This is a genomic window from Massilimicrobiota sp. mt181 (assembly GCF_055420065.1).
The window spans coordinates 1-15,221 of the sequence record NZ_JBVAYN010000037.1 but is presented as its reverse complement, the minus strand read 5'-3'; the positions used below and the strand labels follow the sequence as shown (position 1 = coordinate 15,221).

The following is a 15,221-nucleotide window of genomic DNA, read 5'->3' as shown; positions in this document are numbered from 1 at the left end:
AAAAACCCGTGATAATCACGGGTTTAAAGCTTCGACTATTCACTAGCCATAACATCTAAACGATGACGACGTTTCATAGCATCTTTTTCACATTTATCCATTAATCCTTCAGCATGTTCTGGATTGACTTTAGATAATTGTGCGAATCTGTTTTCACTTAATAAGAAATCTTTGAATTTTGTGAAATCAGGTTCTTTAGAATCTAATTGTAATGGATTCTTTCCTTGTTCTTCTAAACGAGGATCATATCTTAATAAGTTGAAGTATCCACATTCAACAGCATGTTTTTGTTGTTGTTGATGATTTGCAAGTCCACCTTTAATACCATGTTCCATACATGGAGAATAAGCAATAATTAATGATGGTCCATCATAAGCTTCAGCTTCTTTAAATGCTTTAATTGTTTGCATTGGATTTGCTCCCATAGCCACTTGTGCTACATAAACATGTCCATATGCCATAGCAATTTGAGCTAAATCTTTTTTGGCTACTGTTTTACCACCAGCAGTAAATTTAGCGATAGATCCAGCTTGTGAAGATTTAGAAGATTGTCCACCTGTATTTGAGTAAACTTCTGTATCAAGAACTAAAATGTTAACATTTTGATCATTAGCGATAACATGGTCTAATCCACCATAACCGATGTCATAAGCCCATCCATCTCCACCAATAATCCATTGAGATTTTGTGACAAGTTCACCTTTCATATCTAACAATTCTTTGATACCTTCACATTTTGAAGCTTCAACTAAAGATACTAACTGATCATAAAGTTTTCTTTCTTCAACTCTTTGCCCTTTAACACTTGCATATTGTGTTAAGACATCCTGAAGTTCAGGTTCACAGGCATCTTTATTTTCTTCAATGATTTCAAGAATACGTTTAGCCATATAATTTTCAGCTAATTTCATACCAAATCCATATTCAGCATTATCTTCAAATAATGAGTTTGCCCATGCAGGTCCTTGTCCATTTTCATCAATTGTACAAGGTGTTGATGGTGTAGAACCACTATAGATTGAACTACATCCTGTTGCATTAGCAATTCTCATATCAGCCCCAAATAATTGAGAAGCTAAACGATAATATGGTGTTTCACCACATCCACCACAAGCACCAGAAACTTCAAAGTAAGGACGCATAAATCCTACACCTTTCACTGTTGTTGTTGGATAACGATCAGCTTTATATGTTACTTTTGAATAAATATGATCAGCCAAAGGAGCATGTGGTAATTCTTCTTTTACTGGTACCATAGATAAAGCTTTCTTTCCAGCTTTACCTGGACATTCAGTCACACATAATCCACAACCAACACAGTTGTCTGGAGAAACTTGGATACGATAAACTAATCCATCAACATTTCTGCCAACAGGTTTTAAAACATCATTTGAAATATCTTCTGGCATAGCCTTCATTTCATCTTCATCAATTAAGAAGGCACGAATTGTTGCATGAGGACATACCATTACACAGTTATTACATTGGATACAGTTTTCTTTGTCCCAACGTGGCACGTCAATAGCAATCGCACGTTTTTCTTTAATAGCAACACCAGATTTCATTGAACCATCTAATTTATCCATAAACGCAGATACAGGTAAATCATAACCATCTAAGGCATTGATTGGTGCAACGAAATTATCAAAGTAATCATCACCTGTTCTTGCTCTTGTTTCAGTAACTGTTAAATCAGACCAGCTAGAATCTACAGGAACTTCTACAATAGCATCTTTTCCTGCATCAATAGCTTTATAGTTCATTTCAACAACAGCATCACCTTTTTTACCATATGTTTTCTTAGCCATTGCTTTCATGTATTCAACAGCTTTATCAACTGGTAAAATTTGTGGATTTAAAGCAAAGAATGCAGATTGAAGAATTGTATTTGTATGTCTTCCCATACCAATTTCACTAGCAATCTTTGTCGCATTGATAATATAGAATTTTGCATTCTTATCAGCTAATTGTTTCTTTAATTTATTTGGTAAATAATCTACAATTTCTTTTTCATCAAATTCTGTATTTAATAAGAAAGTTCCACCATTCTTTAAGTTTTTCAACATATCATATTTCAATACATAGTTATCTAATGAGCATGAGATAAAATCAGCATTATTAACATAGTATGTTGCACGAATTGGTGTATGACCAAATCTTAAATTAGAACGTGTTGCTCCACCTGCTTTTTTACTGTCATAAGCAAAGTAAGCCTGTGAATATAAATCAGTATGATCACCAATAATCTTAATTGAAGATTTATTTGCAGATACTGTACCATCAGATCCTAAACCATAGAATAGGCATGATGTATAATCAGCTTCTACATGGAAGTTTTTATCTTCTTTTAATGATAAATGAGTCACATCATCATTAATTCCAATTGTGAAAGATGTAAATGGATCTTCATCTAATAAATGGTCATATACAGCTTTAATTTGACCAGGTGTTGTATCTTTAGATCCCATACCATAACGTCCACCAATAACTTTGATGTTTGTGTCTTTTAAAACTGAACATACATCTAAGTATAATGGCTCTCCAGTTGCTCCCATTTCTTTTGTACGATCTAAAACAGCAACTTTTTCTACAGTTTTTGGTAAAACTTTTAATAAATATTTTGGCGAGAATGGACGATATAAATGAACTTTAATCAATCCAACACGATCACCACGTTTATTCATTTCATCTATTGTTTCTTTAATTGTTTCAGTTACAGAACCCATAGCAATAATAATACGAGATGCATCTGGAGCTCCGTAATATGTAAATGGTGCATATTCACGACCAGTAATTTCTGAAATTTTTTTCATATAGTCAGCAACAATTTCAACAACAGCTTCATAATGTTTATTTTGTGCTTCTCTACCTTGGAAATAGATATCATCATTTTCAGCACCACCACGTTCAATTGGATTTGTGTGTGGATTTAATGCATTATCTTTAAATCTCTTTAATGCTTCTTTATCTAATAAGCTTTCTAAGACATCATAATCCATAACTTCTACTTTTTGAATTTCATGAGAAGTTCTAAATCCATCAAAGAAATGAATGACAGGAACACTTGCCTTAATAGCAGTTAAATGAGCAATTCCTCCTAAATCCATAACTTCCTGAACACTATGTGAACAAATCATTGGTGCTCCAACTTGACGACATGCATAAATATCCTGATGATCACCAAAAATATTAAGAGCACGTGTTGCTAAAGCTCTTGCAGCAACATGGAAAACTCCTGGTAATAATTCACCTTGAATTTTATACAAGTTAGGAATCATCAATAATAAACCTTGAGATGCAGTAAATGTTGTTGCCAAAGCACCACCTTGTAATGCTCCATGAACAGCACCTGCTGCTCCGGCTTCTGATTGCATTTCAATCACATTGACTGCAGAACCAAAAATATTTTTCTTTCCTTGAGCAGCCCATGCTTCTGCATTTTCAGCCATTGGAGAAGATGGTGTAATTGGATAAATACTTGCAACTTCACTAAAAGCATAAGCCACATGTGCAGCAGCAGTATTTCCATCCATTGATAAATACTTTTTAGACATAATTTTTCTTCCTCCTATAAACTATAGTATACTCTTATTAATAGGAAATTTCCATATGAAAAAAATATTTTCATATCAAGATGACAAAAAATGATTATTTCATCTTTATCATAAAATTGACTTTTTTTACCCTGTAAAACATAGTATAATAATGTCGGAAAATGAAAGGAGTTATTCATGAAAAAAAGAAACTGTTTTATTGGTCAATCAGGTGGACCAACTGTTGCTATTAATGCATCATTAGCAGGAATCATTGATGAATGCATCAATAGCCAGCAATATGATCATGTCTATGGAATGATTAATGGAATTATGGGATTATTAGAAAGTCGCTATATGGATCTGTTAGAAGTCTTTTCTAATCCTCAAAGCTTGCAGCAACTTAAACATTCTCCAGCTATGTATTTAGGTTCTTGCCGATATAAGCTTCCTGACATCCAGGATGATCCACAAACTTATCAAAATTTATTTCACACTTTAGAAAAACTAGAAATCACTGATTTCTTTTACATCGGTGGAAATGATTCTATGGATACTGTCGCAAAGCTATCTGCTTATGCAAAATCTATTCATTCCCCTATTTGTTTTGTCGGAATTCCAAAAACAATCGATAATGACTTAATGGGAACTGATCATACGCCTGGTTTTGGCTCAGCAGCAAAATATGTTGCCACTTCAATGTTAGAAATTGCCTATGATAGTTCTATTTATAAGCTCAATGCCGTCACTATTGTTGAAATCATGGGAAGAAATGCCGGTTGGTTAACTGCGGCAAGTGCTCTTGCGCGAACTCAGTACAACCAAGCTCCAGATTTAATTTATCTACCTGAAGCCCCTTTTTCTACTCAAAAATTCTTAGACGATATTCGCGAAGTTTTTCGTCATAAAAAAAATATCATCATTGCTGTCAGCGAGGGGATAAAGGATGAGAATGGTGAGTACTTAGATTCAGATTCTAAATATACAAAACGTGATGCTTTTGGACATGTCTTACATTCTGGAACTGGTAAAGTATTGGAATCTCTTGTTTTTCAGGAATTTCAATGTAAAGTCCGTAGTATCGAATTAAATGTATTACAAAGATGTGCTATGCATATTGCTTCAAAAGTTGATTTAGATGAATCCTTCCAAATTGGACAACATGCTGTTAAAGCTTCAATGGCAGGACATACTGGAATCATGATGGTTTTTCAAAGAGTACAAAATCATCCATACCAAATTGAATATACATATAAAGACGTTTCTGAAATTGCCAATCTGGAACAACGTATTCCACTTCATTGGATCAATGATCAACACAATGATATTATGCAAGAACTTTATGATTATCTTTATCCACTTATTCAAGGTGAAGTGACAATCACATATGAAAATGGTATTCCTTGCTATAGTGATATCAGTCATTTACGTTATAAATAAGAAAATGGTTTCTCCAACGAGAAACCACTTTTTATTTATAGCCCAAAATATAACGAAAGATCCATTTCTTATACCACTTTAAAGATTGATCAATATCATGAACCAGTTGATGATACAGCTGCAGACACTCTTCATATTCTTCTGCTGTGATTTGATGTGAAGAGAATTGTGCTTTATAGGCAAGACTTTGAATTCTTTCATCTATTGGTCTTTGATTTCGACATAGACGTTTCATTTTCAAATAATAAGCAATCACTTTTTGATTGTTATTCATGCGTCTTGTTTTGATTTGCATCAGATGCGTCGTTATATAACGATAAATCAAAAGAAGACATACAATCATAATAACAATCATCATCGCTTTATAAATATTTTGCATAGAATGTGAATCTTGTTGTGTAGTTTGAGGATTAGTGTCTATCTGATTATTATCAGGAGTCTCAACAGGTGCCTGATTGGTCACTTCCTGACTCTGATTGACATTTTCATCAAGCATTTCACTCATGCTTTGAGCATCAAATTGTCTATCATCAGATGGTGTCATTTCATAAGGAACCCACCCTTTTTCATTTTCAAAAACTTCTATCCAAGCATGAGAACGATATTGAGGGATTCTTGCTTCCCCATTATGAAAATCACTTTCATTCATGACATATCCTCGAACATATCTTGTAGGAATACCCAATTCTCTTAATATCAAGGCTCCTGCAGTCGCAAAATGAGTACAGCTTCCTTTATGATTTTCAAAAAGAAAATAGGAAACAAAGTCTTCTTCTGTTGGGAGTGTGCCAGCATTCAAGTTATAGTCAGCCTGTTGTGCCAACAAAGCACGGACATCACTAACAGCATCTGATACATTCATGTCATCTGATGCTATTACATCATTTTCATCTAATAACTGAGATAAAGATTCATCCAATGACTCGGGAACATTTAAATAAGTCTCATAAACATAATCTTCATAATCGTAATCATATCTATCTGAAACATAGAAAGAGCCATCTTCCTGTGAAGCATTTGGATCCTCTTCATATTGATAAATGACTTCAACTTCCTGATTTTGATACTCGACATATGAATCAAACAATACAGGATATTGTTGATTATTATCTGAGAAAAAATATGGAAGAAACTGAAAATCATAATTTCTTTGTGGAAGAATTCTTACTGTTTGATAAGAGGGTACAAAATTAGAAGACAGATACTGTGTATACATTGATAGAGAATCACTATTCTCATAACTTTCCTGAGCTTCATGCCACTCATTATCAGCATAATCAGCTAATGAATATGCTCTTAAATAAGATGAAAAAGGTATATCTGCCTGAACACGTATAGCAGTTGCACGACTCATCTGAATATTTCCAGAAGGTAAACTTCCATCAATATCACTGCTCATTCCTGTTTGCGATGTTGAAGTCAGCTGTTGCCCTCTACCATATGCAAACCAATCTGTTATTTGTGTTAATACAGATGTTGAATCTTGCTGAAATAAAGGATTGTCTTCTAAATATAATGATGCAAAAAAAGTCATCATACATAGAAAGCTCAACAAAACAACTCTTAGACAATACTGTTGTTTCTGATATTTTAACGCTAATGAAAAAATAAATTGATAGCTTATAAAAATAATGAAACAATAACTTTCTCTTGATGATAAGTCATGTCTAATAATGACAGGAAAGATAAATAAAATAATCAGTATGATTATTTTAATCAAAGCATATCGTTGCGTACAAATTAAAGACACAATAAGATAGACGATAGGCAACCCAAGCAATAGCAGTAACAGATGATAAAACAGCTGAATCTGATATAAATCCTGCGATAAAAGTTCTTCAAAATTTAAAAAGTAATCAAATCGAATAACATCTTGTAGTGTTTCAATAAAAACATCCAAATAACTTTGATATAATAAAATCATTACTAAGACCAAACTTATAAAAAGAAGAACACATATCTTTTGTGGTAAATGTTGATATTTTTGATAAAACATATAAAAGAGAATTCCTATAAAACAAAGAATCCATAAACTTATATATGTATAAGAAGGAAAATATAATGAATAAAAATCATTACCAACAATACCAAAACATCCTAAAATAATCATTAAAACATTAATCAAATGGAGAATATAATCTTTTGAAATAAGATCAAATACTTTTTTCATGAATGATACACCTCCATTTTCTGCCCTTGAATTTGACAAAACGAACCTGGAATCAAAGAATGATTCAATTGTGTGATAGGATTTTTCATAAGCCACTTGATTACATCCATTAATTCATAGAGATGTGTCACAGTTTGAGTATGAATAACCTGATCTTGCAATGATGTGACGATTTCAAAAGTCATGTTACGCTTGATAAAAGCCATACATACTGAATAGAAATAATCAAACTGTAAATCGTAAAATTCATTATTGTCCTTATATTCCATTCCTAAAACAAATTTCTGTTGAACAGGTTGACTACCTATCTTGACTAGTAGTTCTTGAAATTTCAAAGACATTTTCCAATGAATATGTTTAAGTTCATCACCTTCATGATAATTTCTAACTTCAAAAATCTCACTATAATCTTCACCCTTTTGATGAGGAAGATAACTCACTCCCTGTTCATCAAATTGATATATGTTTTCAATTTCTGTATCCACATCAAAGTAATGTGGCAAAACATAGAACCCTATCTGTTCATTGACAGTCTTTGTATAATGAAAACATTGCAACAAATCAAAACATTGAATCTTTTTGATTTCAATCATATAATAACCACAATGCTGACATGGTATTTCTATTTCCATATAATTATCATTCATTGTGATTTGTTCTTGAGATACAAGATTAGAAAAACAATCTATAATCTGATAATCAATAACAATTTTCCCACATTGTATAGGTAACGAACATTCGCGATAAAATTGTATTTTCATATTTTCACCACGATGACAATCAGTTTGCCTATTTTTTACAGATACATCTGTTTTCTTCATTGGTACTAAACTTAATAATAGACAAATGAATATCACAAGACAAATCATCAGAAACAATAAAAAGGAAAAATAACCTAAAACAAAATTCCATAAACCATAAAGAAAACATAAAAAGCAAATATATTTGAATATGTTTTTCATACCTTGAATTCTATTTCTCCTAAAGATTCTAAAATGTCATCAATAATCTGGTGTGATGATATTTTTTCCATTTTTGCTTCATATGTTAAAATCAAACGATGAGCAAGCACCATTGGAGTGACGTATTGAACATCCTGAGGAATAACATAATCTCGGTCATTTAAATAAGCAAATGCTTTTGATGTTTTCATAATCGCTAAAGAGCCACGAGGAGATGCGCCTTGTTCAATATAATGGTGTTGACGTGTGGCCGTAATAATTTGCATAATATAATGATAAATATCATCATGTACATAGACCTGATCAACTTCTTTTTGAAATTGCAATATCATTTCTGGTGACAAAATCGCCTTGACATCTTCCAATGGATTCGATGTTTGACGTCTTTTCATGATTTCTATCTCTTCATTAAATTTTGGATAACCTAAGCTTAAACAACTCATAAAACGATCCATCTGTGAATCTGGTAGCAGTTGTGTTCCCGCTGAACCAAAAGGATTTTGTGTTGCTATAACACAAAATGGCTGTGGTAAAACATAAGTTTTCCCATCCACAGTCATTTGTCCTTCTTCCATAAGTTCTAACAAAGCAGCCTGTGTTTTACTTGAAGTACGATTCATTTCATCAGCTAATAAAAGATGACAAAAAGCAATTCCCTCTTTATATTCAAAATGCTGTGTTTGTGGATTATACATTGTAAATCCAACAATATCACTAGGCATAACATCCGGTGTTAATTGAATACGATGATAATCTAACTGTAAACTTTTTGAAAATGATAAAGCCAGATTGGTTTTTCCTACTCCTGGAATATCTTCTAATAAAATATGTCCTCTAGAAAAGAGTGTTACTAAAATCTTAGTAATGACTTCATCTTTTCCAATAACAGCTTTCTTGATTTCTTGCACTGTCTGTTCAATTTCTTGTTTCATAAATTCCACCTCATTCTATCTTTCTATTAGTATAACTGATATATCAAGTTTTGAAAATATAATATAAAAAAGAAATCTATTTTTCGTAGATTTCCTTTTTATATCCTATCACAATCTGATGATCATCAATCAATAACGGACGTTTGATAAGCATTCCATTTTGTGATAATAAATCAGCTGCATCCTCTTCACTCATAGTCTTGATTTGATCTTTTAAATTCATTTCACGATAAAGCTTTCCTGAAGTATTAAAGAATGGTTTGATACCTTGTTGATATCTATGCATCCAATCTAATAATTCTTCTTTTTTAGGTGTCTCTTCTACAATATCTCTTAATGTCACTTCTACATGTTGTTCCTTTAATTTTTTTAAAGCTTTCTGACAAGTACTACAACGTGGGTAATAAATAAATTCCATTATACAACCTCCATTAATGACAATGCGACTCTTTTCTTCTTTAAATCAATATCATAAACATAGACATCTAAAATATCTCCAACATTACAAACATCTAATGCATGTTTGATACGATGATTAGACATTTTAGAAATATGAATTAAACCATCATTTTTTAAACCAATATCTACAAACGCACCAAAATCAACAACATTTCTTACGACTCCCTGTAATTTCATACCCTTTTTTAAATCTTCAATTTTCAAAACATCTTTTCTTAAAATAGGGACATTATATTCATCTCGAGGTGAACGATGTGGTGAAACAAAAGCTTCTATTAAATCATCAACTAAATACGCATCTAAATGTAAATCTTGTTGAATTTGTTCACGAGAAGCTTTACTAATGACTTCTTTAGCATGCGCTGTACCAATATCATTTCGGTTGAGATGCAAATATTCCAAAAGATGAGAAGCATCCTGGTAATTATCAGGATGTATGCTAGTTTCATCAAATTTTTCTTTTCCTGATAAAATTCTTAAGAAACCAACCGCCTGTTCATATGTTTTATCTCCTAATTTCTTGACATTTTTAATTTGATCTCGTGATGTAAATTTACCATGCTCTTCACGATATTTCACAATATTTTTAGCTGTTGTCATAGATAAACCAGAAACATATTGTAATAAAGATGGTGAAGCCGTATTGATATTAACGCCTACTTGATTGACAACTTTTTCAACAACAAAATCCAATTGTTCTGTTAATTTCTTTTGATTCATATCATGCTGATACTGACCCACAGATATAGCTTTTGGTTCAATTTTAACTAACTCAGCTAAAGGATCCTGTAAACGTCTAGCAATAGATACAGCAGATCTCTCCTCAACCTGATAGTCGGGAAATTCCTCTTTTGCAACGGCACTGGCAGAATAAACACTGGCTCCTGCTTCTGAGACAATTACATATTGAACGTCTAAATGATATTTCTTTATAAATCCAGCAATAAAGCTTTCTGTTTCACGACTTGCTGTTCCATTACCAATTGCAATGATTTCGATATGATGCCTTTGAATCATTGATAATAAAACTTTTTCATCTTTTGAATAGTCTTCTTTTGGTAAAGTGATAAAAACTTTATTGATATCTAAAACTTTTCCAGTTGGATCAATTGCTGCCAATTTACATCCTGTACGGAAAGCCGGATCAACACCTAAAACAAATTTATCTTTCATTGGTGCCTGTAAAAGAAGTTTTTCAAGATTAATAGAAAAAACTTTTAAAGCTTGTTCTTGAGCTTTTTCAGTCAACTCATTACGGACTTCTCTTTCTACCGAAGGAAAAATCAATCGTTTAAAAGCATCTTTTGTTGTTTCCAAAATAAAATCACTTAAAGATGATTCTCTTTTACGCATCACACCATTTGTAATATACTGGATAAAACGATCTTCATCAATATCTATAGAAACGCTAATGACTTTTTCTTTTTCAGCACGATTAATAGCAAGGATACGGTGTGGCGCAATATATTGAACTTTTTCCTGATAGTCATAATACATTTCATAAATACCATTCTCCTCATCAGGATTTTTCTTTTTCACATGAGAAGAAAGTACTCCGGTTTTATAAATCATATCTTTTGTATATTTTCTATAACGTGGTTCATCACTAATTTGTTCTGCAATAATATCTTGAGCTCCCTGCAAAGCTTCTTCCACTGTTAGAACTTGTTCATTTACATATTTTTGGGCTTCAGCTATCAAATCAAATTGTTTTGGCAATTTTAAAATAGCCTGGGCTAATGGTTCTAATCCTTTTGCTTTTGCTATAGAAGCTTTTGTTTTCTTTTTCTCTTTGAAAGGACGATAATAATCTTCTACTTCACTTAATTTTGTAGCCTTTAAAATATTTTGCTTCAATTCATCCGTTAATAATCCTTTTTCATCAATTAAACGAATAACATCTTCTTTTCTTTCTTGCAAATTCAACTGATATTCATAAACTTTAGAAATTTCTCTAATCTGATCTTCATTTAATCCACCAGTTTTTTCTTTACGATATCGTGCAATAAAAGGAACTGTTGCTCCTTCTTCTAATAATGTTAAAACATTTTCAATTTGTTCTTTTTGAATAAGCAGTCCTTCTGTCATTTTTTGTATAATCTCTTGATTCATAAAATGGCCTCCAATAATAAAAAAAACATTGATAAACAATGTAAAAATAAATGGTGCATCTGATGAGACTCGAACTCACATGGACGCTAATCCACTACCGCCTGAAGATAGCGTGTCTACCAATTCCACCACAGATGCATCAAAATAAATATGGTGCAGGCGATGAGATTTGAACTCACACGGAAATACTTCCACTACCCCCTCAAGATAGCGTGTCTACCATTCCACCACGCCTGCAATTAAGCTCTTATATTATATCAAAAATCTTTTTTCTATGCAATAAGGAATAGGGATTTCCCTATTCCTTGATCAAATCATATAATGCTTTTGCATAGATAGCTGTTGCTTTCATTAAATCATCAACAGATATTTCTTCATTGTTTTGATGAATTTTATTATCTGTACCTGGGAATTCAACACCAAAAGCAACACAATTTGGCATTGTCTTCGCATATGTTCCTCCTCCAATAGCTTGAGGCTGATGTTCATGATCTCCAGTAAATTCAACATACGCACTATGAAGTTTTTGAATAAGTTCACTTTCTGGATCAATATATAACGCTTTTCCTAATTCATGAGTTTCTTTTAAACCATATGCATCTAAACATTCGTGCATTTTCTCAGTCAATTGTTCATCAGTGACTTCATGAGGAACACGCATATCAATAATCATATTTACATTTTCATTTTTATAATTGAGAACACCTAAATTAACAGTTAACTCTCCCATTAATCCAGTATAGGCAATACCTAACTTTTGACCAAGACAATCTTGATAAAAATAACGATCAATAAAATCAACAAGCTGATTTTTAGAAACATCTTTTAAATAATGACACATCATCACAGCCGCATTGATTCCCTCTTCAGGAGTAGATGCATGTGCTGACTTTCCTATTAAAACAAGCTTTGTATGGTTTCCTTCTTCTTCTACATTTCCTTCTAACCCATGCTTTGATAAATAATTTGAAAAAGAATCTTTGTATTGCTTATAAGATCCCATTAAATAAGCTTCACATACTTCAGGAACAATATTTGGACGAGTTCCAGAATACAATCCAATTAAGTTATCTTTTTCTATTTGACCAGTAATTTTAAAGTTAACACCAGCTTTTTCACCATAAACAACAGGGAATTCAGCATCAGGAGTAAATCCCATAAGTGGGTATGGTTTCTTAGTAAAATAATATTGCATACATTTAGAACCATTTTCCTCATTACATCCAAAAATAATTCTTGTCTTCATTTTCACTGGTAATTGTAATTCATGAATAATTTTAGCTGCATAATATCCTGCAATCAATGGTCCTTTGTCATCAGCAACACCACGTCCATATAATTTTCCATTTTGTAAAGTTGCTGCATAAGGTTCAGTATTCCATCCTTTAGAATTACATGGCACAACATCTAAATGACCTAATATTCCAAATGTATCTTCCCCATCACCAATATCAATATGTCCAGCATATCCATCAACATTTTCACAGACAAAACCATCTCTCTTACCAATTTCAAGCATAGCTTCTAATGCTTCACGACATGCTTTGCCAAATGGCTGTCCCTCATTAGCTGTTGTTTCATCTAAAACTGATGGAATTTGACATAGTGTTTTGATATCTTCAATCATTTCATTTTTTCTTTTCATGACTTCTTCTAAAAAATCTACCATTTTATTTCACCTCTGTTAACATTATAGCAAACATTTCAAATAAAACGATACTTTTTATTAAAAAAATGATATGATATAAAAAAATGGAGAGGAGAAGTATATGGAAAATATCAGATTTCATATTACCGTCAAAGCAATTGTCATTTATCATCAAAAAATACTTATCCTAAAAAGAATACGACCTTCTAGTGATGGATTAGGATTTTGGGAACTACCTGGAGGTGGCCTTGAATATGGAGAAACCCCGCATCAGGCTTTAATCAGAGAATTGAAAGAAGAAACAAATTTAGATATAAAAATTATTAAACCTGTATATACTTTCACAGCTATTCGTCCTGATTATCAGACAGTTGGTATTGGTTTTCTTGCTATTCCAACAAATGATCATGTGAAAATATCTGATGAACATACTGAATATCGATTTGTTTCTAGTGATGAATTATTAAATTATGTTGATAAAAAAATATATAATGATATTATTACAACACTTAAAGAATATGAATCAATGCATATTGAAGACTAAAAAATCAAGGTTTACCCTTGATTTTTCTTATCATAATAGTCTTTAATTGCTGAAATAGATTTCTTCTTAAATCTTAAATATAAATAACCTACAGTCGCAGTTGATACAGCAAATACAATTGTTGTACCAATAAATACATATGTTAATGTATTATCTTTTTCTTCTACTGCTGTATATTTTTGAAGAGTTCCTTCAGTATCCTCATATGTATATAGTCCTGATTCTCCTGCATCATTCATTAAATAAACAAGTGTATAATGAGATAATGCCTCATCATCAAACTTCCAACCATCAATTTCTAAATCACCAATTTTAATTGTAGTTGTTTTTAAACCTTGAATTTCTTCCAAACTCTCAGGAGCATCCATAAGAACATATGTTTTTCCATTAACACTAATTGTCTGATATTGTCTTAAAACTTTATTGTTTTCTACATCATAAATATAAAATCCAGTTCCTTCATCTTCGTTCTGTAAATATAACAATGTTAATCCAAGATCATCATTTTGTAAAGCAGTTACATCCTGATCATCAATTTTAATTGTTGATTTTTCAAACCCTTTTGGCACATCAGTCTTAGATATATCATTTAAAACACCTAAATTCTGATCTCCTAAGTTGACGAATTGTGTTGGTTTTTCAGTTACATAAACACTTATTGTATAAGTCTTTTTGCTACCATCTTCAGCTGTAACAGTAACTGTAAAATTATTCTCTCCAATTTTTAATTCTTTTTCACCTGTTCCAGAAACTTTAGCTTTACTATCTTTAGCCTTTGCATTAATCGTTAATTTTTCAACATCACTCGTTAAATCCACTTTATATGTTGTAGTACCGGCAGAAAAACTAGGAGACAAAGTTCCTTCAGAAACACTCAAAGAAGATAAATTCTTTTCACTTGATTTTTTTTCTTCAGGTTCTTGAGATGTTGTACTTGCATTACTTGAACTACTTGAAGAACTAGAACTACTTGAATTACTTGAAGATGAATTAGAATTACTTGAGGTATTATTTGTTTTAGCAACAACTTTTACCGTCAAAGAAGATGAAAACGATATTGGTTCATCATCTACTGTAATACCTATTCCTGTATCTATCAAATTAATCGTTGCAGTTCCTTCAGACTTTGCTGTAAACTGAACTGTTTTTGATGCAGAAGTAAAACCGTTTTCTGAAACAGACAAATCAGCCTTCTTATACAATGAACCAGATCCTGAAAGCACTGAATTATTAGAAGAAGTAATATTTCCCTGTATGATATACATTCTCGAAGCTGATACACTTGCAGTCACACTTATTGTACTTCCTACAGTAACTGTAGTCGGACCAGACAAAGAGCTAGATGCAGAAATCGCTTTTGTATCAATAGGAAATACAAACATTCCAAAAATCACAATAAAACACAATAATATTTTTTTCAT

10 protein-coding genes and 2 tRNA genes are annotated in these 15,221 nt (G+C 32.0%); 2 read left to right on the top strand and 10 right to left on the bottom strand.

Features of this window, described 5'->3' with window-relative positions:
- Positions 1-35: 35 nt before the first annotated feature.
- Positions 36-3,554, bottom strand: coding sequence for a pyruvate:ferredoxin (flavodoxin) oxidoreductase (nifJ, locus tag ACZYT4_RS13310; protein ID WP_463786638.1), 3,519 nt, complete (start codon positions 3,552-3,554; stop codon positions 36-38).
- Positions 3,555-3,731: 177 nt separating this feature from the next.
- Between nifJ and ACZYT4_RS13305 the strand changes: the two genes are divergently transcribed.
- Positions 3,732-4,973 (top strand): 6-phosphofructokinase, encoded by a 1,242-nt coding sequence (locus ACZYT4_RS13305; protein ID WP_463786635.1) that lies wholly within the window; start codon positions 3,732-3,734, stop codon positions 4,971-4,973.
- Positions 4,974-5,004: 31 nt separating this feature from the next.
- Here ACZYT4_RS13305 and ACZYT4_RS13300 read toward each other — a convergent pair whose 3' ends face one another.
- The 8 genes from ACZYT4_RS13300 to pepV all read right to left on the bottom strand — a co-directional run bounded on the left by ACZYT4_RS13300 (position 5,005) and on the right by pepV (position 13,277).
- On the bottom strand, positions 5,005-7,143 hold the full coding sequence (locus ACZYT4_RS13300; protein WP_463786633.1) for a transglutaminase-like domain-containing protein: 2,139 nt from the start codon (positions 7,141-7,143) through the stop codon (positions 5,005-5,007).
- Entirely contained in the window at positions 7,140-7,904 is a 765-nt protein-coding gene (locus ACZYT4_RS13295) for a DUF58 domain-containing protein (RefSeq protein ID WP_463786631.1), read from the bottom strand. Before ACZYT4_RS13295 ends, ACZYT4_RS13300 begins: the two co-directional genes overlap by 4 nt.
- 197 nt (positions 7,905-8,101) lie before the next feature.
- Positions 8,102-9,037: an AAA family ATPase gene (locus ACZYT4_RS13290; protein ID WP_463786630.1), complete on the bottom strand. Its 936-nt coding sequence runs from the start codon at positions 9,035-9,037 to the stop codon at positions 8,102-8,104.
- A 76-nt stretch (positions 9,038-9,113) separates the two neighbouring features.
- On the bottom strand, positions 9,114-9,455 hold the full coding sequence (locus tag ACZYT4_RS13285) for an arsenate reductase family protein (RefSeq protein ID WP_463786627.1): 342 nt from the start codon (positions 9,453-9,455) through the stop codon (positions 9,114-9,116).
- The gene (locus ACZYT4_RS13280; RefSeq protein WP_463786622.1) at positions 9,455-11,608 is read right to left on the bottom strand and encodes a Tex family protein; all 2,154 of its coding nucleotides are present in this window, start codon (positions 11,606-11,608) and stop codon (positions 9,455-9,457) included. The genes ACZYT4_RS13285 and ACZYT4_RS13280 overlap by 1 nt, the downstream gene beginning before the upstream one ends.
- A gap of 51 nt (positions 11,609-11,659) precedes the next feature.
- Positions 11,660-11,746, bottom strand: a tRNA-Leu gene (locus tag ACZYT4_RS13275).
- A 13-nt stretch (positions 11,747-11,759) separates the two neighbouring features.
- Positions 11,760-11,845: transfer RNA gene (locus ACZYT4_RS13270), tRNA-Leu, on the bottom strand.
- Positions 11,846-11,906: 61 nt separating this feature from the next.
- Positions 11,907-13,277 (bottom strand): dipeptidase PepV, encoded by a 1,371-nt coding sequence (gene pepV, locus ACZYT4_RS13265; RefSeq protein WP_463786620.1) that lies wholly within the window; start codon positions 13,275-13,277, stop codon positions 11,907-11,909.
- Positions 13,278-13,377: 100 nt separating this feature from the next.
- Here pepV and ACZYT4_RS13260 point away from each other — a divergent pair, with 100 nt between their 5' ends.
- Entirely contained in the window at positions 13,378-13,800 is a 423-nt protein-coding gene (locus ACZYT4_RS13260; protein ID WP_463786618.1) for an NUDIX hydrolase, read from the top strand.
- An 11-nt stretch (positions 13,801-13,811) separates the two neighbouring features.
- Here the strand turns inward: ACZYT4_RS13260 and ACZYT4_RS13255 are convergent.
- Positions 13,812-15,221 (bottom strand): cadherin-like beta sandwich domain-containing protein (locus tag ACZYT4_RS13255; RefSeq protein ID WP_463786616.1); only part of this gene is annotated, 1,410 nt, incomplete at its 5' end.